The organism is Pseudomonas sp. JBR1 (assembly GCF_028198185.1).
GTDB lineage: Bacteria > Pseudomonadota > Gammaproteobacteria > Pseudomonadales > Pseudomonadaceae > Chryseomonas > Chryseomonas oryzihabitans_E.
In genome coordinates, this window is record NZ_CP116340.1 from 4,775,398 (window position 1) to 4,798,965 (window position 23,568).

At 64.8% G+C, this 23,568-nt stretch carries 20 protein-coding genes; 11 read left to right on the forward strand and 9 right to left on the reverse strand.

Features of this window, described 5'->3' with window-relative positions; genetic code table 11:
• Window positions 1-14: 14 nt before the first annotated feature.
• From PJ259_RS22030 to PJ259_RS22050, 5 genes are all read right to left on the reverse strand, one after another.
• Window positions 15-1,433: an OprD family outer membrane porin gene (locus PJ259_RS22030; RefSeq protein WP_059313999.1), complete on the reverse strand. Its 1,419-nt coding sequence runs from the start codon at window positions 1,431-1,433 to the stop codon at window positions 15-17.
• A gap of 145 nt (window positions 1,434-1,578) precedes the next feature.
• Window positions 1,579-3,171, reverse strand: coding sequence for an ABC transporter substrate-binding protein (locus PJ259_RS22035; protein WP_271654183.1), 1,593 nt, complete (start codon window positions 3,169-3,171; stop codon window positions 1,579-1,581).
• 43 nt (window positions 3,172-3,214) lie between these two features.
• Window positions 3,215-4,813 (reverse strand): ABC transporter substrate-binding protein, encoded by a 1,599-nt coding sequence (locus tag PJ259_RS22040; protein WP_271654184.1) that lies wholly within the window; start codon window positions 4,811-4,813, stop codon window positions 3,215-3,217.
• A gap of 70 nt (window positions 4,814-4,883) precedes the next feature.
• Window positions 4,884-6,482, reverse strand: coding sequence for an ABC transporter substrate-binding protein (locus PJ259_RS22045; protein WP_271654185.1), 1,599 nt, complete (start codon window positions 6,480-6,482; stop codon window positions 4,884-4,886).
• A 246-nt stretch (window positions 6,483-6,728) separates the two neighbouring features.
• Complete coding sequence (locus tag PJ259_RS22050; RefSeq protein WP_271654186.1) at window positions 6,729-7,436, reverse strand: SIMPL domain-containing protein; 708 nt, start codon at window positions 7,434-7,436, stop codon at window positions 6,729-6,731.
• A 179-nt stretch (window positions 7,437-7,615) separates the two neighbouring features.
• On the opposite strand from PJ259_RS22050, the gene PJ259_RS22055 reads away from it, so the two are divergent.
• The 6 genes from PJ259_RS22055 (at window position 7,616) to PJ259_RS22080 (ending at window position 14,488) form a co-directional block, all read left to right on the forward strand.
• Complete coding sequence (locus PJ259_RS22055) at window positions 7,616-8,875, forward strand: ATP-binding protein (RefSeq protein ID WP_059314004.1); 1,260 nt, start codon at window positions 7,616-7,618, stop codon at window positions 8,873-8,875.
• Between the two features lie 16 nt (window positions 8,876-8,891).
• Window positions 8,892-9,452 (forward strand): response regulator transcription factor, encoded by a 561-nt coding sequence (locus tag PJ259_RS22060; RefSeq protein WP_059314005.1) that lies wholly within the window; start codon window positions 8,892-8,894, stop codon window positions 9,450-9,452.
• Between the two features lie 122 nt (window positions 9,453-9,574).
• The gene (locus tag PJ259_RS22065) at window positions 9,575-11,308 is read left to right on the forward strand and encodes an ABC transporter ATP-binding protein/permease (protein WP_271654187.1); all 1,734 of its coding nucleotides are present in this window, start codon (window positions 9,575-9,577) and stop codon (window positions 11,306-11,308) included.
• 83 nt (window positions 11,309-11,391) lie between these two features.
• Window positions 11,392-12,144, forward strand: a complete 753-nt coding sequence (locus PJ259_RS22070; protein WP_174523129.1) for a FadR/GntR family transcriptional regulator — start codon at window positions 11,392-11,394, stop codon at window positions 12,142-12,144.
• Window positions 12,145-12,278: 134 nt separating this feature from the next.
• Window positions 12,279-13,190 (forward strand): 5-dehydro-4-deoxyglucarate dehydratase, encoded by a 912-nt coding sequence (kdgD, locus tag PJ259_RS22075; protein ID WP_017642389.1) that lies wholly within the window; start codon window positions 12,279-12,281, stop codon window positions 13,188-13,190.
• Window positions 13,191-13,468: 278 nt separating this feature from the next.
• On the forward strand, window positions 13,469-14,488 hold the full coding sequence (locus PJ259_RS22080) for an alginate lyase family protein (RefSeq protein ID WP_271654188.1): 1,020 nt from the start codon (window positions 13,469-13,471) through the stop codon (window positions 14,486-14,488).
• Between the two features lie 15 nt (window positions 14,489-14,503).
• Here the strand turns inward: PJ259_RS22080 and PJ259_RS22085 are convergent, their stop codons facing one another.
• From PJ259_RS22085 to gatC, 4 genes are all read right to left on the reverse strand, one after another.
• Window positions 14,504-14,902 carry a septal ring lytic transglycosylase RlpA family protein gene (locus PJ259_RS22085; RefSeq protein ID WP_271654189.1) on the reverse strand — a complete coding sequence of 133 codons (399 nt, stop codon included), beginning with the start codon at window positions 14,900-14,902 and terminating at the stop codon, window positions 14,504-14,506.
• Between the two features lie 89 nt (window positions 14,903-14,991).
• On the reverse strand, window positions 14,992-16,440 hold the full coding sequence (gatB, locus tag PJ259_RS22090) for an Asp-tRNA(Asn)/Glu-tRNA(Gln) amidotransferase subunit GatB (protein ID WP_271654190.1): 1,449 nt from the start codon (window positions 16,438-16,440) through the stop codon (window positions 14,992-14,994).
• A 14-nt stretch (window positions 16,441-16,454) separates the two neighbouring features.
• On the reverse strand, window positions 16,455-17,906 hold the full coding sequence (gene gatA / locus PJ259_RS22095) for an Asp-tRNA(Asn)/Glu-tRNA(Gln) amidotransferase subunit GatA (RefSeq protein ID WP_271654191.1): 1,452 nt from the start codon (window positions 17,904-17,906) through the stop codon (window positions 16,455-16,457).
• A gap of 8 nt (window positions 17,907-17,914) precedes the next feature.
• Entirely contained in the window at window positions 17,915-18,202 is a 288-nt protein-coding gene (gene gatC, locus PJ259_RS22100; protein ID WP_271654192.1) for an Asp-tRNA(Asn)/Glu-tRNA(Gln) amidotransferase subunit GatC, read from the reverse strand.
• Window positions 18,203-18,433: 231 nt separating this feature from the next.
• Between gatC and mreB the strand changes: the two genes are divergently transcribed.
• From mreB to rng, 5 genes are all read left to right on the forward strand, one after another.
• Window positions 18,434-19,477 carry a rod shape-determining protein MreB gene (mreB, locus tag PJ259_RS22105; protein WP_059314013.1) on the forward strand — a complete coding sequence of 348 codons (1,044 nt, stop codon included), beginning with the start codon at window positions 18,434-18,436 and terminating at the stop codon, window positions 19,475-19,477.
• A gap of 87 nt (window positions 19,478-19,564) precedes the next feature.
• Window positions 19,565-20,752: a rod shape-determining protein MreC gene (gene mreC / locus PJ259_RS22110; RefSeq protein ID WP_156428992.1), complete on the forward strand. Its 1,188-nt coding sequence runs from the start codon at window positions 19,565-19,567 to the stop codon at window positions 20,750-20,752.
• Window positions 20,752-21,240, forward strand: coding sequence for a rod shape-determining protein MreD (gene mreD, locus PJ259_RS22115; protein WP_059314014.1), 489 nt, complete (start codon window positions 20,752-20,754; stop codon window positions 21,238-21,240). Before mreC ends, mreD begins: the two co-directional genes overlap by 1 nt.
• A 204-nt stretch (window positions 21,241-21,444) precedes the next feature.
• Entirely contained in the window at window positions 21,445-22,053 is a 609-nt protein-coding gene (locus tag PJ259_RS22120; protein WP_271654193.1) for a Maf family protein, read from the forward strand.
• A 55-nt stretch (window positions 22,054-22,108) separates the two neighbouring features.
• Window positions 22,109-23,563, forward strand: coding sequence for a ribonuclease G (gene rng / locus PJ259_RS22125; protein ID WP_059314016.1), 1,455 nt, complete (start codon window positions 22,109-22,111; stop codon window positions 23,561-23,563).
• Window positions 23,564-23,568: the final 5 nt, after the last annotated feature.

Sequence of the window (23,568 nt, forward strand, 5' to 3'; positions counted from 1 at the left end):
GCCGGGTTTGGTCATCACAGCAGGTTGAACGGCAGGGTGGACACCAGGCGCAGTTCCTTGACGTTGCCGTCGACCTGGTTCTGGCTGGCGCGGTGATCGGTCAGCAGCAGGCGGAAGCGGCTGTCCTTGAGCGTGCCCTGTTGCACCTTGTAGGTGGTGACCAGACCGATCTCGCGGTGCTTCTCACCATCCTGCTGCAGGACCTCGGCATAGTTGGCGTACTTGCCGGCGCCGGCGTCGTAGTGGGTGCCGTCGATGTCCCAGCCCTTGGCGTACCAGACGCCGGTACTCAGGCCGGGCACGCCGAAGTAGCTCCAGTCGGTCTCGTAGCGGATCTGCAGTGACTTCTCGTTGGGGCCGTTGTAGTCCGAGACCAGGGAGTTGGCCAGGTAGATGGCCGCGGTCTCGTGGGCGTAGTCGAAGTACTCGTTGCCGTCGATCTGCTGGTAGGCCAGGGTCAGGCTGTGGGCCTGGTGGCTGCCGGTGAACGCCAGGCTCCAGGCGGTGTTGTCGATGTTGCCGGCCTTGGCGCTGCCGGCGTCGACGGTGCGATAGGCGTTGGCCACCGCCTTCCAGGCGAAGGTGTCGAGGGTGCCGCCGGCCTGGGTGACGCTCAGGAAGTACTGGTTCCAGACGTCTTCGAAGTTGGCGCCATAGACGCTGACTTCCCAGCCCTGGGGCAGCTTGTAGTTGCCGCCGAGAAAGCTCAGGCGGTCGGCGGTGACCTCGCGGGTGCCGTACTCGGTGGTCCACTTCTCGTCGCCGGCGCCGGTCCGCGGGCTGACGCGGGTGAAGCTGCCGCCCTGCAGCGAGAGGTTGTCCCACTCATCGCTGGTCAGCGCGAAGCCGTCGAAGCCGGAGGGGAAGGGCCGGTTGTCGTTGTAGCTGATCACCGGGGTGTCGAGCATGAAACGGCCGATCTTGAGTTCGGTGTTGGAGACGCGGAAGCGGGCATCGGCGATGCCCAGCTTGGACCATTCCGCATGGCCCTCGCCCTCGGCGTTGGCCAGGGTGCGGTTGCCGCCGCCACCGATGCGGCCCTTGCCGCGTTCCAGGTTGGTGGCCTGGTAGCCCGCCACGTCGATGCCGAAGCCCACCGGGCCCTGGGTGTAGCCGGAGCTGTACTTGAGCGCCGTGGCCTGGACCCAGGTGTTGCGCGAATGGGTGCGCACCCGGGTGCCGTTCTTGCTGTAGCTGAAGATCGGATCGGAGCTGGTCTCGCGGGCGAAGAAGTTGCGCGTGGTCAGGGTCAGGCTGTCGTCGGCCAGAAAACCCTTGGCGCCTGCCTGGCCCTTCACCGGCTTCTGCACGTTGGGCAGGGTCTGGACCTCGTTGGCGTAGCTGGGATCTTCCGGCGCCGGGGATTGGGCGTGGGCGGTCAGCGCCAGGGTAAGCAGGGAGAGGGCAAGGCCTCCACGGTGCAGGTTGGTCATCGGTTGTGCTCCAAAGCAGTTGTTTTTGCTGTTATCTGGGCGTTTTCCGGCACGACCGGACCCGTCGCGCCAGAGGCTGGCGCGAGGTGGGTAAGGTCGTGGGGCGGGCCGCCCGGGCCCGGTTTGTTGCGGCGTCAGGCGCCGATCAGTCGAGGGTCACCGTGGAGAAGTCGTAGACCCCCAACGGGCTCTGCACATAGCCCTGCACCTTGGGTTGCAGGACGTCGGTGAACAGCGGGTGCGCCAGCGGAATCCAGGGCATCTGCTGGTGGAAGATCTGCTGGGCCTGCTCGTAGAGGGCCGCGCGCTGGGCGGGATCGTTGATGCGCTTGGCCTTCTCGATGGCGTCGTTGAACGCCTTGTCGCACCAGAAGGAACGGTTCTCGCCACCCTGCACGGCCGCGCAACTCAGGTTGGTGGTGAGGAAGTTGTCCGGATCGCCATTGTCGCCGGTCCAGCTCATCATCATCAGGTCGTGCTCGCCGGCCTTGGTACGCTTGACGAACTCACCCCACTCGAACTGGGTGATCTCGGCCTTGATGCCGATCTTGGCCAGGTCGCCCTGGATCAGCTGGGCCACCAGGGCCGGACTGCCACCAGGACCACTGCCGGTGCTGATGTAGTACTTGAGGGTGAAGCCATTGGCGTAGCCGGCGTCCTTGAGCAACGCCTTGGCCTTCTCCACGTCGTGGGGCCAGGGCTTGATGTCCTTGGCATAGCCCAGCAGCGAGGAGGGGTAGGGGTTGATCGCCGCCTTGGCGCCGCCCTCGCCGAACACCGTCTTCAGGTAGTTCTGCTGATCGAAGGCCATGGCGATGGCCTGGCGCACCCGTACATCGCTCAGCGGCTTGTGCCTGGTGTTCATCGCCAGGTAGGAGGTGGTCTGGCTTTCCACCTGGGCCAGCTTGAGGTGCTTGTCCTGCTTGAGCATCGGCACGTCCTGCGGTTTGACCGTCAGGCCGATCTGGCACTCGTTGTTGCGTACCCGCTGGATGCGCACGTTGGGATCCAGGGTCACCGCCAGCACCAGGCCATCCATCGGTGGCTTCTGGCCGAAGTAGTCCGGGTTGACCTTGTAGCGGGTATTGGAATCCTTGGCATAGCGCTGGAAGACGTAGGGGCCGGTGCCGATGGGCTTCTGGTTGATGTCATCGGTCTTCTTGCTGGCCAGCAGGCTGTCGGCGTATTCCTTGGACAGGATGGAGCCGAAGGCCATGGCGAGGTCGGCGAGGAAGGGCGCCTCGGGCTGGTTGAGGGTGAAGCGCACATGGCTGTCGTCCACCTTCTCGATGGACTTGATCAGGCTGCCCATCTCCATGGCCGCGGCATAGGGATAGCCGCTGGGGGAGAGGTCGTACCAGGGATTGTTCTTGTCGAGCATGCGCTCGAAGCTGAACACCACGTCGTCGGCGTTGAAGTCGCGCGTGGGCTTGAAGTAGTCGGTGGTGTGGAATTTCACGCCCTGGCGCAGGGCGAAGGTGTACTGCAGACCATCGGGCGAGATCTCCCAGCTTTCGGCCAGGCCCGGCTCCAGTTCGGCGCTGCCCTGCTTGAATTCCACCAGGCGGTTATAAAGCGGCGTGGCCGAGGCATTGAAGGTGTAGCCCGAGGTGTAGCGACCCGGATCGAAGCCTTCCGGATTGGCCTCGGTGCAGACCACCAGGGGCCGCGCCAGGGCGGCATTGGCCGTCAGGCACAGGAGAGCGGCGAGAGACAGCGAGAACAGGGGTTTGGACACGAAAGGCTCCTCGTGAAAGGCCCGCTGGGCGGGCCGGACAGGGTCAGCGGTCGAGGCTTACGCCATAGAAACCGGTAACGCCGAAGGGATTGATCTTGAAGCCCTGCACTTCTTTGCGCATGGGCTGGGATACCACCGAATGGGCCATGGGACTCACCGGCATCTGCTGGCGAATGATCTGTTGCGCCTGCTCGTAGAGACGGGTGCGCTGGGCGCGATCGTTGCTGGTCTTGGCCTGCTGGATGAGGGCGTCGTAGTCCTTGTCGCACCAGCGCGCATAGTTGCTGCCACCGATGGCGCTGCAGCCGTAGAGCACGCCCAGCCAGTTGTCTGGATCGCCGTTGTCACCGGTCCAGCCATAGGTCAGGACATCGTGCTCGCCGGCCTTGGCTCTCTTGATGTACTCGCCCCATTCGTAGCTGACGATCTTGGCCTTGATGCCGACCTTGGCCCAGTCCTGCTGGATCATCTGCGCCGACTGGCGGGCGTTGGGGTTGGAAGAGCGTTGCACGGTCATGGCCCAGAGGGCGATCTCGGTGCCGTCCTTGATCCCGGCCTGCTTGAGCAGGGCGCGGGCCTTGGTCGGATCATAGGGCGCGCCCTTGATGCTCTTGTCGTAGGACCACTGGTTGGGCGGAATCACGTTCTGCGCGACCTGGCCGGCCCCCTGGAACACGGTATCGACGATCGCCTGCTTGTTGATGGCCATGTCCAGCGCGCGCCGCACCTCGGGCTTGTCCAGTGGCGGATGCTGAACGTTGTAGGCGAGGAAGCCGACGTTGAAACCCGGCTGCTGGAGCACCTTTAGATGAGGATCCTGCTTCATCTCCACCAGATCCGCCGGGCGCGCATAACCGCTGACCTGGCACTCGTTGGCCTTGAGCTTCTGCAGGCGGGTAGCGGCGTCGGGGGTGATGGCGAAGATGAGGTTGTCGAGCTTGACGTCCTCGGGCTTCCAGTAGTCCGGATTACCCTTGAAGCGGATCACCGCATCCTTCTGGTAGCGACTGAAGACGAAGGGACCGGTGCCGATGGGCTGCTGGTTGAGCAGCTCGGGCTTGCCTTCCTTGAGCAACTGATCGGCGTATTCGGCCGATTGAATGGAGGCGAAGCTCATCGCCAGGTCGGCGGCGAAGGCGGCGTCCACCTTGTTCAGGGTGAAGACCACGGTGTGGTCGTCGACCTTGGCCACCTTGGCGATGTTCTGGTCCAGCCCCATGTCGGTGAAGTAGGGGAATTCGGTGGGATAGGCCTTACGGAACGGCTGGTTCTTGTCCAGCATGCGCTGGAAGGTGAAGACCACGTCGTCGGCGTTGAAGTCGCGGGTGGGCTTGAAGTAGTCGGTGGTGTGGAATTTCACGCCCTGGCGCAGGTGGAAGGTATAGGTCTTGCCATCCGCGCTCACGTCCCATTGGGTCGCCAGGCCCGGCTCCAGGGTGGTACCGCCGCGCTGGAACTGCACCAGGCGGTTGAAGACCGTTTCGGCCGAGGCATCGAACTCGGTGCCCGAGGTGTATTGCGCCGGATCGAAACCGGCAGGGCTGGCTTCCGAGCAGTAGACGAGATTGCTCGCCGCCTGGGCGAACGGAGCGCAGGCGAGCAGGCTCGCCGCCAACAGCGAGTAGGCGTAGGGAAGGCGCATGGGTCTCACTCCATCAGTCAAATGAATGGCCAAGGCCGGGAGTCTAGCTACCGGACCTGGCCAAGAGGCTTCACTTGCTGACGCTGACGCCGTAGAACTGGTTCAGTCCGAAGGGGCTGATCTTGAAGCCCTGGACCTCTTTGCGCATGGGCATGTAGAGGGTCGAATGGGCGATGGGCGCCAGGGGGCGCTGCTCCATGATGACCTTCTGAGCCTGCTGGTAGAGCTCGGTACGCTTGGCCTGGTCGGTGGTGCGCTTGGCAGCCTGGATCAGATCCTCGTAGGGCTTGTAGCACCACATGGAGAAGTTGTTGCCACCGACCGCGTCGCAGCCGAAGTTGGTGCCCAGCCAATTGTCCGGGTCACCGTTGTCGCCGCTCCAGCCGATCAACAGGCTGTCGTGCTCGCCGTTGTGGGCACGCTTGATGTACTCGCCCCATTCGTAGCTGACGATCCTGGCCTTGACGCCGACCTTGGACCAATCCTGCTGGATCATCTCGGCCATCAGGCGAGCATTGGGGTTGTAGGGGCGTTGCACCGGCATGGCCCAGAGGGTGATCTCGGTGCCTTCCTTGACGCCTGCCTTCTCCAGCATGGCCTTGGCTTTGGCAGGATCGTAAGGCACCGCCTTGATCGAGGTGTCATAGGACCACTGGGTCGGCGGCATGGCATTGACCGCCTCCTGACCGGCGCCCTGGTAGACGGTGTCGATGATGGCCTTCTTGTTGATAGCCATATCCAGCGCCTGGCGCACCTCGATCTTGTCCAGCGGCGCGTGCTTGACGTTGAAGCCCAGCCAGCCTTCGTTGAAGCCGGGCTGCGACGGCATCTGCAGGTTGGCGTCCTTCTTCAGACCTTCCAGGTCGGCCGGGCGCGGGTAGGCGGTGATCTGGCACTCGCCGGCCTTGAGTTTCTGGATGCGTACGGAAGGATCGGTGTTGATGGAGAAGATCAGGTTGTCCACCTTGGGGCCGTCTTCCTTGTCCCAGTAGCTGGGGTTGGCCTTGAAGCGGATCACCGCATCCTTCTGGTAGCGGTTGAAGACGAAGGGCCCCGTGCCGACCGGTTTCTGGTTGATATCGGCGGCCTTGCCCTGCTTGAGTAGCTGATCGGCGTACTCGGCGGACAGGATCGAAGCGAAAGGCATGGCGACGTTCTGCAGGAAGGCCGCGTCGACGTCGTTCAGGGTGAAGCGCACGCTGTGCTCATCGACCTTCTCGACCTTGGCGATATTCTTGTCCAGGCCCATGTCGGTGAAGTAGGGGAACTCGGTGGGATAGGCCTTACGGAACGGCTGGTTCTTGTCCAGCATGCGCTGGAAGGTGAAGACCACGTCATCGGCATTGAAGTCGCGGGTCGGCTTGAAGTAGTCGGTGGTATGGAACTTCACGCCCTGGCGCAGATGGAAGGTGTAGGTCTTGCTGTCCGGGCTGATGTCCCAGCTTTCGGCCAGGCCAGGCTTGACCTGGGTACCGCCGCGCTCGAACTGCACCAGTTCATTGAACACGGTCTCGGCCGAGGCATCCCAGTCGGTGCCAGTGGTGTATTGCGCCGGGTCGAAGCCGGCCGGGCTGCCTTCGGAGCAGAACACCAGGTTGGCCGCCTGGGCCAGGGGTGCGCCGGCCAGCAGACCGGAAGCGAAGAGGGCAGCGAGTACGTTCTTGTGCATGGAGACCTCATGTCGGGGACGGCGCAACACGATGTGGCGTTGCGAAACAGAATGCCGATGTCTTGTGGACAGATGAGCCCACATGCACAGCTTATGCCCATGTCCATAGCTCAGGCGAGCTATTGACCCGAAGAGACCCAAACACAAAACAGATGTCGCAAAGATGTAAGACAGGATGTCGCAGCGTGGAATCGGTGCGCACCAAAAGTGCGCACCGAGACAGCATTGTTACTTTTCTGCACTAGATCAGGGCATCTGTACTTCGATGGTACCGCCTGCCGTCACTTCGACGGTGGTCGTACCCGGTGCGACATCCGGGGTCACGGCGTCACTGGCGGCCTTCATCGCCGACATGCGCAGCATCGGCAGCGGCTGAGGAACGCCACTGGTGCCCAGGTCCAGATTGACGATGCGATAGCCCGAGCCCCCCAAGGCGTCGGTCGCCAACTGGGCGCGGGCCTTGAAGGCGGCCACGGCGTCCTTGAACAGGGCATCCTCCTGCTGCTTGCGGGTGCCATCGGCGATGGTGAATTGCAGGTTGCCCATCTTCAGCGTGCCCAGCAGCTCGCCGGTCAGCTTGGACAGGGCGGCGAAATCCGCGCTTTCCAGACGCAGCTCGCCGCGCTCGCGCCAGGCATTGATGGCACGGCCCTGGTCTTCGTAGACCGGGTAGGTGTTGCGATTGCCCAGGGAGACATCTACGCCTTTGACCTTGCGGGCTTCTTCCAGGGCTGCATTGAGAGTCTTGGTGGTGTCGCTGGCCAGCGCCGCCGGATCCTGGCCCTGGCTCTCGGTATAGAGCATGACCTGCATGCGATCACGCGGCACTTCGCGACTGACCTCGGCCCTCAGGCTGATCTGGTTGTAACGCGGCTCGTCGGCTTGGGCGCCGGTGGCGAGCGCGGCGCTGAACAGGGCGGCGCCCAGCACGAGTGGGCGTAGGGAAAAGGTCATGGTGTTCTCCTGATTGGCAGTACGAAAGCCTTGGGACCTCAGGCCCGGCGGATGGTGCGTCGCATTGCCGCGTCTGCGGCTGAAGGCGGACGGGGCTCGCTATAATGCCGGGTCTGCTCTGACGGACACGCCCCTCTGGGGCCCGCCGTCTCGATCGTTTCTTGCGCCTGGAACCTCGCATGTTCTCCTTGCCCGTTCAATGGTTGTCCGCCAATCGCCAGAATCTCGGGCGCCTGGTTCTCATCCGCGTGCTGGTGCTGGCCGCCCAGGCTGGCTCGGTGGGCATCGCCCGGCTGTCGGGCATCGTCCAGCTGCCCTGGACGGCCCTGGCCATCACCCTGGGCGTCTCCGCGGTACTCTGCCTGTTTGCCGCCCTGCGACTGACCCGCCCCTGGCCGGTCACCGAGCAGGAATATGCCGCGCACCTGGGCTGCGACCTGGCCATCCACAGTGCGCTGCTGTATTTCGCCGGCGGGCCGACCAACCCCTTCGCCTCCTATTACCTGGTGCCCCTGACCATCGCCGCGGCCACATTGCCCTGGCTCTACACCCTGGTATTGGCGGCCCTGACCCTGGTGGTCTTCTCGCTGATGCTGCTCTCCTATGAGCCGCTGCATCTGCTGGTAGCCAACGATGGCGCGGTGCTGAGCTACGGCATGTGGCTGAGCTTCGCGCTGTCCGCCGCCGTCATCACCCTGTTCGTCGCGCGGATGGCCACCGCCCTGCGTGAGCAGGAGAACCTACAGGCCCAACGCCGCGAGCAGGCCATGCGCGACCAGCAGTTGCTGGCGGTCGCCACCCAGGCGGCCGGTGCCGCCCATGAACTGGGTACCCCGCTGTCCACCATGAGCGTGCTGCTCAAGGAATTGCAGCAGGAGCACGCCGATCAGCCGACCCTGAGCGAGGACCTAGCGCTGTTGCAGGTGCAGGTCGGGCAATGCAAGCAGACCCTGCAGCAACTGGTGCGCGCCGCCGAGGCCGACCGGCGCCAGACCGTGCAGGAGCAGACCGCGGTGGAATGGCTGGAGGCGACCATGGATCGCTGGCACCTGATGCGGCCGGAAGCCACCTATCGCTTCGAGGTGGTCAGCCTGGGCACGCCGCCACGCCTGACGCCGCCGGTCGAACTTACCCAGGCACTGCTGAATCTACTCAACAATGCCGCCGATGCTTGCCCGGAAGACCTGGCCATCCGCCTGCACTGGGATGCTCGCGAGCTGTGCCTGTCGATTCGTGACCACGGGGCCGGAGTGCCCCTTGCCATCGCCGAGCAGCTTGGCAAGCCCTTCTTCACCACCAAGGGCAAGGGCTTCGGGCTGGGGCTGTTCCTCAGCCAGGCCAGCGTCACCCGTGCTGGTGGCACGGTGAAGCTCTACAATCACGAAGAAGGCGGCACCCTGACCGAATTGCGCCTGCCGCGGCACTACGCCTTGGCGTGAATGCCTGGAGAATTCTATGACTGACGACCTCAACAGCGGTTTCGACGACCAGCCCCACATCCTGCTGGTGGACGACGATCCCACCTTTACCCGGGTCATGGCCCGGGCCATGGATCGCCGTGGCCTGCGGGTATCCATCGCCGACAGCGCCGAGGAAGGCCTGCAGCTGGCCAAGGACGACCTGCCGGACTACGCGGTGCTCGACCTGAAGATGGAAGGCGACTCCGGCCTGGTGCTGCTGCCCAAGCTGCTGGAACTGCATCCGGAGATGCGCGTGGTCTTGCTGACCGGCTATTCCAGCATCGCCACCGCCGTGGAAGCCATCAAGCGCGGCGCCACCAACTACCTGTGCAAGCCGGCCGATGCCGACGATGTCCTGGCCGCCTTGCTCGCCCAGCACGCCGACCTCGACACCCTGGTGCCGGACAATCCCATGTCGGTGGACCGCCTACAGTGGGAGCACATCCAGCGGGTGCTGGCCGAGCACGAAGGCAACATCTCGGCGACCGCTCGCGCCCTGGGCATGCACCGCCGGACCCTGCAGCGCAAGTTGCAGAAGCGCCCCGTACGCCGCTGAGCGAGCCTCATCGTCCACGGGCCGGGGGCGATGAGTGTTACATTGTTTCAGTCAGACTTCGTTCAGGCATCTCGGCATAGGCTGTGCAAGCGTCTCGTTGAGCAGTCCTTGAGAGTCCGAGCATGTCCGAATCCGCCGTACCCGTACCCTCCGTCTATGGAGCTTCCCGCGGGCATTTTCTTGCCCGTGTCTGGGCCCTGATCACCCCCTACTGGCGCAGTGATGAGAAGGGCAAGGCCTGGCTTCTGCTGTCCGTGGTCATCGCCCTGTCCCTGGCCGGGGTAGGCCTGTCGGTGGCCCTCAATACCTGGTATCGCTATTTCTACGATGCTCTGCAGAATCGCGATCTCGCTGCCTTCATCCGCCTGATGCTGTATTTCTGCGGTCTGGCGACCACGGCCATCCTGCTGGCGGTGTACCGGCTGTACCTGACCCAGGCGCTGACCATCAACTGGCGCCGCTGGCTGACCGAAAAGCACTTCGGGCTCTGGCTGTCCGATCGCAACTACTATCATCTCGAACGCGAAGGCGGCGCGGACAACCCCGACCAGCGCCTCACCGAAGACATCCGCGACTTCGCCGAAACCACCCTGACCCTGGGACTTGGTTTTATCCGTACCGTGGTCAGCCTGGTGTCCTTCAGCGTCATCCTGTTCGGCATTTCCGGCGACATCACCCTGTTTGGCATCACCATTCCGGCCTACATGTTCTGGGCCGCGCTGATCTACGCCACCATCGGCACCTGGCTGACCCATCTCATCGGTCGACGGCTGATCGGCCTGTACAACCAGCAGCAGCGCTACGAAGCCGATCTGCGTTTCGGTCTGATCAGGGTCCGCGAGAAGGCCGAAAGCGTAGCCTTGTTCCGTGGCGAGGCCAACGAGCAGCAACGCCTGCTGGAGCGTTTCGGCTATGTCTGGGGCAACTACCACCTGCTGATGAACTACACCAAGCGCCTGACCTTCTTTACCGCCGGCTACAGCCAGATCGCCATCGTTGCCGGCTTCGTGCTGGCGGCGCCGCGCTATTTCTCGGGCAAGATCCAGCTGGGCGACCTGATGCAGATCAACTCGGCCTTCGGCAACGTTCAGGAAAGTCTCAGCTGGTTCGTCGACGCCTACGTCAGCCTGGCGTCCTGGCGCGCCATCTCCGATCGCCTGCTCACCTTCCGCGAGACCATGGCCGAACTGAGCCAGGAATCCGAAGTGCTGGTGCCGCGTACCGGCGACCAGGACCTGCTGCTGGAGAGCCTTACCCTGAGCGCCGCCGGCCGGCTGCTGCTACACCCCACCGATCTGCGCATCGCCCGTGGCGAGCACCTGCTGATCGAAGGCGCCTCGGGCAGCGGCAAGAGCACCCTGCTGCGCGCCCTGGCCGGACTCTGGCGGCAGGGGCAGGGCGATATCGCCGTGCCGGCCGGACGCCAGCTCTTCCTGCCACAGCAACCCTATCTGCCCATCGGCTCCCTGCGCGAGGCGCTGGCCTATCCGCAAGCCGCCGATGCCTACTCCGACGCACGTCTGACGGAGGTGCTGCAGCTGTGCCGCCTGGAGCATCTTCTTGAGCATCTGGACGAAGCCCGTCATTGGGAGCGGACCCTGTCGCCCGGCGAGCAGCAGCGGGTGGCCCTGGCGCGGGCGCTGCTCTATGCCCCCGAGTGGCTGTTCCTCGACGAGGCCAGCTCGGCGCTGAGCGAGGCGGACGAGCGCCTTCTCTATGAACGCCTGCTGGCCGAGAATCCTGGCCTTACCCTGGTCAGCGTCGGGCACCGGCCCAGCCTGAGGGCCTACCACCGTCGCCACTTGCTGCTGGAGGACCAAGAGCTGCGCCCTAGAGCGGTAGTGGACGTGTCTTGATATGGACCGAGCGGTCTAAATAGGGCGTTTGGGAGGAGGTGGGTGCTATGATTCCAGAGTCCCTTCAATCGGTACGAGAATCCATGTCAGCCCCCACCGTATCCCGCCCCCGAAAAAGACCCCGTAGCCTGGCAGAAGAGGTCGTCGCGGTGCTGATCCAGCAGATCGGCGATGGCCAGTTTCAGCCAGGCGACAAGCTCCCCACGGAATCGGCCATCATGCAGGCCCAAGGCGTGAGCCGCACCGTGGTACGCGAGGCCATCTCCCGACTGCAGGCCGGCGGCTATGTGGAGACCCGTCACGGCATAGGCACCTTCGTGCTGGAGCGACGCCCCGAGTCGCCGCTGCCAATCGATCTGGCGACCATCACCACCCTCAAGGACGTCCTGGCAATGCTCGAATTGCGCATCAGCCTGGAAGTCGAGGCAGCCGGCCTCGCGGCCCAGCGTCGTTCCGCCGAGCAATTGCAGACGATGTGGACCTTGCTGGAAAACATGCGCACCGGTGTCGAGCAGCCCGACCGCGCGGTAAGCGCCGACCTGGAGTTGCACCTGTTGATCGCCAGCTCCACCGGCAATCGCTATTTCAGCGACATCATGGGTTACCTCGGCACGGTGCTGATTCCCCGTACCCGACTCAATTCCGCCTATCTCGCCCACGATGACCAGCAGCGCTACCAGAGCCGGCTGGACGCCGAGCATGAAGCCATCGTCCAGGCCATCGAAGATGGCGATCTGGAGGCGGCTCGTTCGGCCATGCGTCTGCACCTGAGCAACAGTCGCGAGCGCCTGAGACGCGCCCATGAAGAGATGGAGCGTCAGGCGGAAGGGGCGTGAAACCAGGGCATTGACCTGGCGATACGCATTTTCATGGTAGGGGCTTGCCCCTTCCACAAGAGAGGTTGTACGATGACTTACAACAGGTAGCGGACGCGCCGCACCTCAGTCCAACCTACGCCGAGGCACTCAAGATGACTCCACAAGAACTCAAACACGTCCTCTCTTCCGGTCTGCTGTCCTTCCCGCTGACCGACTTCGATGCCAACGGCGACTTCCGTCCCGATACCTATGCCAAGCGCCTGGAGTGGCTGGCCCCCTACGGCGCTACCGCGCTGTTCGCGGCTGGCGGCACCGGTGAATTCTTCTCGCTGGAAGCCAGCGAATACAGCGGCATCATCAAGACCGCCGTGGACACCTGCCAGGGCAGCGTGCCGATTCTCGCTGGCGTCGGCGGCTCCACTCGCCAGGCCATCGCCTATGCCCAGGAAGCCGAGCGCCTGGGTGCCAAGGGTCTGCTGCTGCTGCCGCACTACCTGACCGAAGCCAGTCAGGACGGCGTCGCCGCCCATGTCGAGGCCGTCTGCAAATCGGTCAAGATCGGCGTAGTGGTCTACAATCGCAACGTCTGCCGCCTGCAGCCCCATCATCTGGAGCAGCTGGCCGAGCGTTGCCCTAACCTGATCGGCTACAAGGACGGCCTGGGTGACATCGAGCTGATGGTCGCCATCCGCCGCCGTCTGGGTGATCGCTTCAGCTACCTGGGCGGTCTGCCCACCGCCGAAGTCTATGCCGCCGCCTACAAGGCGCTGGGCGTACCGGTCTATTCGTCGGCCGTATTCAACTTCGTGCCCAAGACCGCCGTGCAGTTCTACGAAGCCATCGCCCGTGACGACCACGAGGCTGTCGGCAAGCTGATCGACGACTTCTTCCTGCCGTACCTGGAGATCCGCAACCGCTGCGCCGGTTACGCCGTGAGCATCGTCAAGGCGGGCGCCAAGATCGCCGGTTACGATGCCGGTCCCGTACGCACCCCGCTGACCGATCTCAAGCAGGACGAGTACGAGCAGCTGGCTGCACTGATGGACAAGCTCGGCCCGCAGTAAGGTCCAGCGCCTGAGAGGGCTATCAAGCACCTCTCCTCAGTTGCTTGCCCGCGACCAGTTGTCTGGTCGCGGGCTTTTTTCTGCCCGCGTCTCAAGGCGCTGGTAGAGCGCTCAAGGCCCTGAGGCGGCGAGGCTCGCCTGGCTTAAGGCGATCCTAAGGGCGGGTGGGCAGACTGGATTGCACGCCGCGCCTGGGTCGCGAAGCCGTTAGGGTAGGGGAGAGCTGGTGCCTTGGTGCAGGCGCTTCTTGAGCAACGTCCAGCCAGAGGGTCCCTGTCATGAGTGCCGCCCTGCTGTTTCTCGCCCTCGCCGCGACGCCTGGGCATGCGACTTGCCTGGCCGCCAAGCCGCCCTCGGCCGCTGCGCTGACGCGGGCGGTCGGCAACCCTCCAGCTCCCGCGCCCCAGGCGCTGCCGATCATCCATACCGCGGGGACGCTGCCTCATACGGGCATCCACGATCAGTCCACGGCGGCCGTACGCGATTTCGGCTATATGCTCGACTTGGCGCTGGCCTGGCGAGATAACCACGATGCCGCGGCCCTGGCGCGGCTGGCAGGCTATCTCGATGCCTGGATACCGTTATATCGGCCCAGCTTCCAACCCATCGACGAGACCAACCTGGGCATGCTCATCGCGGCCTATCGGTTGACCGCGACGAACCTTCCGGCGCCAATGGCCCGGCGCACCCGCGCCTTCATCGAGGCACTGGCTCAGGGGTATCTGCAGCAAATGGAGGCGCACCGCGGCGATGACCGGGGCGTCTGGAGCAACAACTGGCAGAGCCACAGGATCAAGCTGGTGACCCTGGCGGCCAGCGCCCTGGATGACCGGGCACTGTTTGCCCGGGCACGGGCGGCCTTCGTCACCCAGCTGGCGGTCAACATCAAACCCGATGGCGAGGTGCTCGACTTCAGCGAGCGCGATGCCTTGCACTATGTCGTCTACGATCTCGAACCGCTGGTGCTGGCTGCCGCAGTGGCCCGGGGGCGTGGCGAGGACTGGCTACGGCTGCCGGGCCGCGAAGGGCAGACTCTGGCCGCGACGCTCGACTGGCTGCTGCCCTATGCGCAAGGCCAGCGCAGCCATGAAGAATTCCGCCATACGACGGTGCGCTTCGATGTGCAGCGGGCCGAGGCCGGGCTGCCAGGCTATGCGGGGGTCTGGGATCCGAAAGGCGCCAGGACGCTGTACTGGTCGGCCAGTCTGCTTGACCCGCGCTACGTAGCCATCGCCCAGAAGCTTGCTGCCGCGCCACCGCGGATGCTGTGGGCCTATGCCCCGGCCTGTCAGGGCTAGCCCGACCTGAGAGTCTCAGTCCAGGCTGCGGATGCTGACCCTGGAGGTCCCGTCGGCCACCATATCGAGCCGATCGGCCGCGCTGCGCGACAGGTCGATCACCCGCCGGCGCACCGTCGGGCCGCGATCATTGATGCGGACCACCACGCTGCGGCCGTTGGCCAGGTTGGTGACCTGGACGCGGGTACCGAAAGGCAGGGTGCGATGGGCGGCGGTCAGGGCGTTGGGGTCGTACTTCTCGCCGCTGGCGGTACGGCGGCCGGCGTGCCACTTGGAGTAGAAGGACGCCATGCCGGTGTCCTGATAGTCATGGGCCGCGCTGGAGGACAGCGGTGGCGGGAAGCTCTCATGACTGGCGCAACCGGCGAACAGCAGGACCAGCGACAACAGTCCAACGCGGTGGATCCGATGCATCTCGATGCCTCCTGGCAAAACGACCGGCAGCAGCTTAAGGGCTCGAACCGAGGCTGTCAGCCCCGGTCCGTTACCCCGTGCGACTGCCGTCAGCCTTCCAGTTTCTGCTTGAGCAACTGGTTGACCTGGCCGGGGTTGGCCTTGCCCTTGGAAGCCTTCATCGCCTGGCCGACGAAGAAGCCGAACATCTTGCCGCGCTTGGCTTCGTCGCTGGCGCGGTATTGCTCGACCTGGGCGGCATTGGCGGCCAGGACCTCGTCCAGCATGGCCTCGATGGCGCCGCTGTCGGTGACCTGCTTGAGGCCCTTGGCTTCGATGATGGCATCGGCGCTCTCGCCTTCGCCGGCGGCCAGGGCTTCGAACACCATCTTGGCGATCTTGCCGGAGATGGTGTCGTCCTTGATGCGCAGGATCAGGCCGCCCAGCTGGGCCGCGCTCACCGGTGCCTGGCCGATCTCCAGGTCCTGCTTGTTGAGCAGGCTGGACAGGTCGCCCATCACCCAGTTGGCGGCCAGCTTGGCATCTCCGCTCACCCGCTGGACTTCCTCGAAGTAGTCGGCCAGCTCGCGGCTGGCGGACAACACGCTGGCGTCATAGACCGACAGGCCGTACTCACGCTGGAAGCGGTCGCGCTTTTCGGTCGGCAGCTCAGGCAACTGGCTGCGCACCTCGGCGAGGAAGGCTGGCTCGATCACGACCGGCAGCAGGTCGGGGCAGGGGAAGTAACGGTAGTCGTTGGCTTCTTCCTTGCTCCGCATGGAGCGGGTCTCATCCTTGTTGGGATCGTACAGGCGGGTTTCCTGCACGACTTTGCCACCATCCTCGATGAGTTCGATCTGGCGCTGAACCTCGTGGTTGATGGCCTTCTCGATGAAGCGGAAGGAGTTGACGTTCTTGATCTCGGCGCGGGTGCCGAAGGCTTCCTGACCCTTGGGGCGCACCGAGACGTTGCAGTCGCAACGCAGCGAGCCCTCGGCCATGTTGCCGTCGCAGATACCCAGGTAGCGCACCAGGGCGTGGATGGCCTTGACGTAGGCCACGGCTTCCTTGGCGCTGCGGATGTCCGGCTCGGAGACGATCTCCAGCAGGGGGGTGCCGGCGCGGTTCAGGTCGATGCCGCTCATGCCGTGGAAGTCTTCGTGCAGGCTCTTGCCGGCGTCCTCTTCCAGGTGCGCACGGGTGATGCCGATACGCTTGACGGTGCCGTCTTCCAGGGTGATGTCCAGGTGGCCCTTGCCGACGATGGGATGATTCATCTGGCTGGTCTGGTAGCCCTTGGGCAGGTCCGGGTAGAAGTAGTTCTTGCGCGCGAAGACGTTGCGCTCGGCGATCTCGGCATCGATGGCCAGACCGAACTTGCAGGCCATGCGCACGGCCTCGGCGTTGAGCACCGGCAGGGTGCCGGGCATGCCCAGGTCGACCAGGCTGGCGTGGGCGTTGGGCTCGGCGCCGAAGCTGGTGGCGCTGCCGGAGAAAATCTTCGATTGGGTGCTGAGCTGAGCGTGAATCTCAAGCCCGATCACGGTTTCCCATTGCATGTCTCTATCCTTCCTCAGAAGCCGCTCGGCGCCTGGCGATGCCAGTCGCTGACCTGCTGGTACTGGTGGGCGACGTTGAGTAGACGGCCTTCCTGGAAATAGTTGCCGAGCAGTTGCACGCCCACCGGCAGGCCATCGACGAAGCCGGCCGGCATCGACAGGCCGGGAATGCCGGCGAGGTTGGCGGTGATGGTGTAGATATCTTCGAGATAGGCGGAGACCGGGTCACCACCCTTTTCGCCGAGCTTCCAGGCCAGGTTCGGCGTGGTCGGGCCGAGGATGACGTCGACCTCGGCGAAGGCCGCGACAAAGTCGTTCTTGATCAGCCGGCGGATGCGCTGCGCCTTGAGGTAATAGGCGTCGTAGTAGCCAGCCGACAGGGCGTAGGTGCCGACCATGATGCGGCGCTTCACCTCGGCGCCGAAGCCTTCGCCGCGGGATCTCTTGTAGAGATCTTCCAGGTTGACCGGATTTTCGCAGCGATAGCCGAAGCGCACGCCGTCGAAGCGCGACAGGTTGGAGCTGGCCTCGGCCGGGGCGATGACGTAGTAGGCCGGGATGGCGTGCTGCAGGTTGGGCAGGGAGATGTCCTTGACGGTGGCGCCGAGCTTCTTCAGCTCCTCGACCACGGCCAGTACCTTCTCACCGATGCGGGCATCGAGACCGGCGCCGAAGTATTCCCTTGGCAGGCCGATGCGCAGGCCGGTCAGCGGCTGCTGCAGGGCGGCACGGTAGTCGTCCACCGGCTGGTCGACGCTGGTGGAATCCTTGGGGTCGAAGCCGGCCATGGCCTGCAAGAGCAGGGCGCAGTCCTCGGCGGTACGTGCCAGCGGACCGCCCTGGTCGAGGCTGGAGGCGTAGGCGATCATGCCCCAGCGCGAGACACGGCCGTAGGTAGGCTTGATGCCGGTGAGGTTGGTCAGGGCCGCCGGCTGGCGGATCGAGCCGCCGGTGTCGGTGCCGGTGGCAGCCGGCAACAGCCGCGCGGCCACGGCAGCGGCGGAGCCGCCGGAAGAGCCGCCAGGCACCCGGGTGACGTCCCAGGGATTCTTCACCGGGCCGTAGTGGCTGGATTCGTTGGCCGAACCCATGGCGAATTCGTCCATGTTCAGCTTGCCGAGGGAGACGGTGCCGGCCGCGGCCAGCCTCTCCACCACGGTGGCGTCGTAGGGTGCCTTGAAGCCAGTGAGGATCTTCGAGCCGCAGCTGGTCAGCACGCCCTGGGTACAGAACAGGTCCTTGTGGGCGAGGGGCGCGCCCAGCAGGGCGCCCGTCTCGCCGGCGGCGCGGCGGGCATCGGCAGTGCGCGCCTGTTCCAGCGCCTGCTCGGCGGTCACGGTGATGAAACTGTTGAGCTGGGGATCGAGCTGCTCGATCCGTTGCAGCAGCTCGCCGGTCAGTTCTTCGGCGGAAAAGTCCTTCGCGGCCAGGGCGGCGGCGATCTCGGTCAGGGTCAGCTGATGCATGTCGTGTCTCACTCGATCACCTTGGGAACCAGGTACAGCCCGGCTTCCACGGCCGGGGCGATGGCCTGGTAGGTCGCGCGCTGGTCGCCTTCGGTAGCCTGGTCGGGCCGCAGGCGCTGGGTGGCTTCCAGCGGGTGGGCAAGGGGGGCGATGTCCGCGGTGTCCACGGCCTGCATCTGGTCGACGAGGCCGAGGATATCGTTGAGGGTAGCGGTGGTAGCGGCGAGATCCGCCTCGTCGAGACCCAGGCGGGCCAGGTGAGCGATCTTTTCGACGTCGGTGCGTTCGAGCGCCATCGGCTTCTCCAAGCAGGAAGGCGGCGTGACCCAGTTGGCGGCCGCGTATGCTGGAGACGGGCTGGCGGGTCGGGCGCCGCGTTGAACGGGGGCTTAACGGCCCGGAAAAGCTCTCAATCTAGCATATCGGCGCCTTGCCCTAAATCCCCGCGATTGTTAGAGTCTGCCGCACTTTTTTACCCGCACGTTTGTCCTGTCGCGTGCCTGCTTGTCACCGCCTAGGGTCACCTCATGTTCAAGAAATTGCGTGGCATGTTCTCCAGCGATCTGTCGATCGACCTGGGGACCGCCAACACTCTGATTTACGTCCGCGAGCGCGGCATCGTGCTGAACGAGCCGTCGGTGGTCGCCATCCGCACCCACGGCAGTAGCAACCAGAAGAGCGTGGTCGCCGTCGGTACCGACGCCAAGCGCATGCTGGGTCGCACCCCGGGCAACATTGCCGCCATCCGTCCGATGAAGGACGGCGTCATTGCCGACTTCAGCGTCTGCGAAAAGATGTTGCAATACTTTATCAACAAGGTGCACGAGAACAGCTTCCTGCAGCCCAGTCCGCGGGTGCTGATCTGCGTGCCCTGCAAGTCGACCCAGGTCGAGCGCCGCGCCATCCGTGAATCCGCGCTCGGCGCGGGTGCCCGTGAGGTGTTCCTGATCGAGGAGCCGATGGCCGCAGCCATTGGCGCCGGTCTGCCGGTCGAGGAAGCCCATGGTTCCATGGTCGTCGACATCGGTGGTGGCACCACCGAGATCGCACTGATCTCCCTGAACGGTGTGGTCTATGCCGAGTCCGTCCGCGTCGGCGGTGATCGCTTCGACGAAGCCATCGTCACCTACGTGCGCCGCAACTACGGCAGCCTGATCGGCGAATCCACCGCCGAGCGCATCAAGCAGGAAATCGGCACCGCCTACCCGGGCGGCGAGGTCCGCGAGATCGATGTCCGGGGTCGCAACCTGGCCGAAGGCGTCCCGCGCAGCTTCACCCTCAATTCCAACGAGGTGCTCGAAGCCATGCAGGAATCCCTGGCGACCATCGTCCAGGCGGTCAAGAGCTGCCTGGAGCAGTCACCGCCGGAGCTGGCGTCCGACATCGCCGAGCGTGGCCTGGTGCTCACCGGTGGTGGCGCTCTGCTGCGCGACCTGGACAAGCTGCTGGCGCTGGAAACCGGCCTGCCGGTGATCGTCGCCGAAGACCCCCTGACCTGCGTGGCCCGGGGCGGCGGCAAGGCGCTGGAAATGATGGATCGCCACGCCATGGACCTGCTGTCCACCGAATAAGGCAGTTCCAGGCTACAGGCCCCGCTCCGGTCGCCCTAGGCTACCGGGGTGCCGGGCGCGTTCTGCGAGGAACTCACCATCAAGCCGATTTTCAGCAAAGGCCCAGCGCTGGGCATTCGTCTGCTGATCCTGGCCGCCCTTTCGGTGGGTGTCATGGTCACCGACGCGCGTTTCGACTATCTGAAGCCGGTGCGCAGCGAACTGGCGCTGGTACTCTCGCCCCTCTATCAGGTGGCGGGCTTTCCCGTGCGCGCCTGGGAAGTTGTCAGCGATCAGTTTTCCAGCCGTACCGAGTTGATGGCGGAAAACGAAAGACTCAAGGCCGAGCAGCTCCTGCTGCAACGGCGACTGCAGAAGCTGGCCGCCCTCACCGAACAGAACGTACGCCTGCGCGAGCTGCTCAATTCCGCCGCCCTGGTGGACGACAAGGTGCTGGTTGGCGAGCTGATCGGCGTCGATCCCAATCCCTATACCCATCGCATCATCATCGACAAGGGCGCGAAGGACGGTGTCTTCGTCGGCCAACCGGTGCTCGACGCCAGTGGCCTGATGGGGCAGGTGGTGGAGGTGATGCCCTATTCGGCGCGCGTCCTGCTGCTGACCGACGTGACCCACAGCATTCCGGTGCAGGTCAATCGCAACGGCCTGCGCGCCATTGCCGCCGGCACCGGTAACCCCGAGCGCCTGGAGCTGCGCTATGTGGCCGATACCGCCGACATCAAGGAAGGCGACCTGCTGGTGAGCTCCGGGTTGGGGCAGCGTTTCCCGGCCGGTTATCCGGTGGCCACGGTGTCCAAGGTGATCCACGACTCGGGGCAGCCCTTCGCCGTGGTGCGCGCCATTCCCACCGCCAAGCTCAATCGCAGTCGCTACATGCTGCTGGTGTTCAGCGATACCCGCACCCCGGAGCAACGCGCCAACGATGCCGCCGAGGCCCAGGAGGCGGCGGATCGCCATGCCGCCCAGCGTCCGGCCGCCGCCGCGAATCCGGCCCCCGCCGGAGCCTCCGCCGCGCAGCCGCCGGCTCCTGCTACGCCAGCGCCGAGCGCCGCCGCCAGCAGTCGCGCCGCGACCCCGACCAAGCCTCCGGCGACCCAGGGCAACACTGGGGCTCATCCGGCCACGCCGACCAAGCCACCTGCGGGTGCGAATGGCGCCGCGGCGCATCCTGCCACGCCAGCCAGGTCGCCCGCCCAACCGGCCACGACCGGTACCCAGGCACCACGTCGGGCCCAGCAGCCAGCCGCGGAATTGCCCGACGAGGGTGATCGTTGATGGCGCTGCGCATCGGCCATAACGGGTGGGTGATCTGGCTCACCCTGCTGGTCGGGCTGCTGCTCTCCATCGTGCCCATGCCGGAATTCATGGAGATCGGTCGGCCGCTGTGGCTGGCCATGCTGCTGACCTTCTGGACCCTGGCCCTACCGCACCGCGTCGGGCTGCTCACCGCCTGGGTGATGGGCATCGCCGAGGACGTGCTCTATGGCAGCCTGCTGGGGCAGACCGCCCTGGTGCTGAGCCTGGTCGTCTTCCTGGTCCGCTCCCTGGCGCAGCGGCTGCGCGCCTTTCCCGTCTGGCAACAGAGTTTCGTGCTGCTGGTGGTCTACGGTATCGCCCAGCTGCTGGCGCTGTGGCTCAACGCCCTGGCCGGCAGCCGGCCACCGACCCTGGTGTTTCTCACCCCCTCGCTGGTCAGCGCGCTGCTCTGGCCGTGGATCTATCTGCTGCTGCGCGGGCTGCGCCTCAGATTCGGTGTCACCTGAGGCGGTCTGAACCACCGCTGGCCGAAGGCAAGGCAGGCAAGACTCTCTGAGGACACGGCGTTTACCAGTGATGAACGAGCCTTCCGAAGGGATGTTCAACGCCGCATGACCGAGCGCAGGCTCTTTTCCCGCAAAGCCTAAGCTGGTTTCACCGGCGATGGGCTGGCATTCTCCCGTCATCCCCTCGTCATCTGGTTGTTGTCGATGCCCCAGCTCTATCTCGCCTCCGCCTCGCCACGGCGTGCCGAACTGCTCGAACAGATCGGCGTCGCCTTCCAGAAAGTCGCCGCGACGGTGGACGAAACCCCTCATCCGGGGGAGGCGGCGGACGCCTATGTCGAGCGCCTGGCCCGGGCCAAGGCGGCCATGGGCCGGCAAGTACTGGCCGGCGCCTCCGATGGCTGTGTCCTGGGCGCCGACACCTGCGTGGTGCTCGATGACCAACTGCTCGGCAAGCCCCGCGATCGCGCCGAGGCGCTGGCCATGCTCAACGCTTTGGGTGGTCGACGGCATCGGGTGGTGACCGGCGTTGCCGTGGCCGATGGCGAGCGCTGTCTGAGTCGCGTGGTCGCCGCGGAGGTGGAGTTTCGTCCCCTGGCCCCCGGTGAAGCCGAACGCTACTGGGACACCGGCGAGCCGGCCGACAAGGCCGGCAGCTATGCCATCCAGGGCGCCGGTGCGGTCTTCGTTCGCGGACTGCAAGGCAGCTACAGCGCCGTCGTAGGGCTGCCGCTGTGCGAAACCGCGGAACTGCTGAGCGCTTTCGCCATCCCTTGTTGGCGGCCTGTCGGACGGCCGACCGCTCAGTCTTGAGGTCCCTGGTATCCCGGTCCTCATTCCGCCCTTCCACGTCGTCCAAGAGTCCTCCATGAGCGAAGAGATCCTCATCAACATCACTCCCATGGAGTCCCGTGTCGCCGTCGTGGAAAACGGTGTGCTACAGGAGGTGCACGTCGAGCGCACGTTGCGCCGCGGCATCGTCGGCAACATCTATCGCGGCCGGGTCGTGCGGGTACTGCCGGGCATGCAGGCGGCCTTCATCGACATCGGCCTGGCCCGCGCGGCCTTCATCCACGCCGCCGAGATATCCCAGCGTGAAGGCGCGGCGGTGGAGAGCATCAGCGCGCTGGTGCGCGAGGGCCAGACGCTGGTGGTCCAGGTCACCAAGGACCCCATCGGCACCAAGGGCGCGCGCCTTACCACCCATCTGTCGATTCCCTCGCGCTATCTGGTCTATATGCCGCGTACCTCCCATGTCGGCATCTCGCTGAAGATCGAGGACGAAGCCGAACGCGAGCGCCTCAAGGCGATCATGGCGCGTTGCGTGGAAAGCGAGGGCATTGAGCACGAGGGCGGTTTCATCCTGCGCACCGCCGCCGAGGCGGCGCGCGAGGAAGACATCCTGGCCGACATCCGCTATCTGCGCCGCCTTTGGCAGCAGATCTCCAGCAATCTGCAGGGACCGACGCCGGCGCCCATCTATGAAGACCTGACCCTGGCCCTGCGCGCCTTGCGTGATCTGGTCGGGCCGCGCACGGAAAAGATCCGCGTCGACAGCCGCGAGAACTTCCAGCGCATCGGCCAGTTCGTCGAGGAGTTGATGCCCGAGGTGGCGGCGCGGCTGGAGCATTATCCGGGCGAGCGGCCGATCTTCGATCTGTATGGCGTGGAAGACGAGATCCAGAAGGCCCTGGAGCGCAAGGTACTACTCAAGTCCGGCGGCTATCTGGTGATAGATCCCACCGAGGCGATGACCACCATCGACGTCAATACCGGCGCCTTCGTCGGCCATCGCAATCTGGAAGAGACCATCTTCAAGACCAACCTGGAGGCCGCTACCGCCATTGCCCGTCAGCTGCGGCTGCGCAATCTCGGCGGCATCATCATCATCGATTTCATCGACATGGAAGACGAGGAGCATCAGCGCCAGGTGATCCGTACCCTGGAAAAGCAGCTCGAACGTGACCATGCCAAGACCAATATCATCGGCATCACCGAGCTGGGCCTCCTGCAGATGACCCGCAAGCGCACCCGCGAGAGCCTGTCCCAGGTGCTCTGCGAACCCTGCGGCAATTGTCAGGGACGCGGCATCCTGCGCACCGCCGAGACCATTTGCTACGAGATCTTTCGCGAAATCCTGCGCGAGGCGCGGGCCTACCAGGCCAATTCCTATCTGGTGCTGGCCAATCAGAAGGTGGTGGATCGGCTGCTGGACGAGGAATCGGGCAATGTCGCCGATCTCGAAGCCTTCATCGGCCGCACCGTCAAGTTCCAGGTGGAGACCATGTATTCCCAGGAGCAGTACGATGTCGTGCTGCTCTAGGTTCG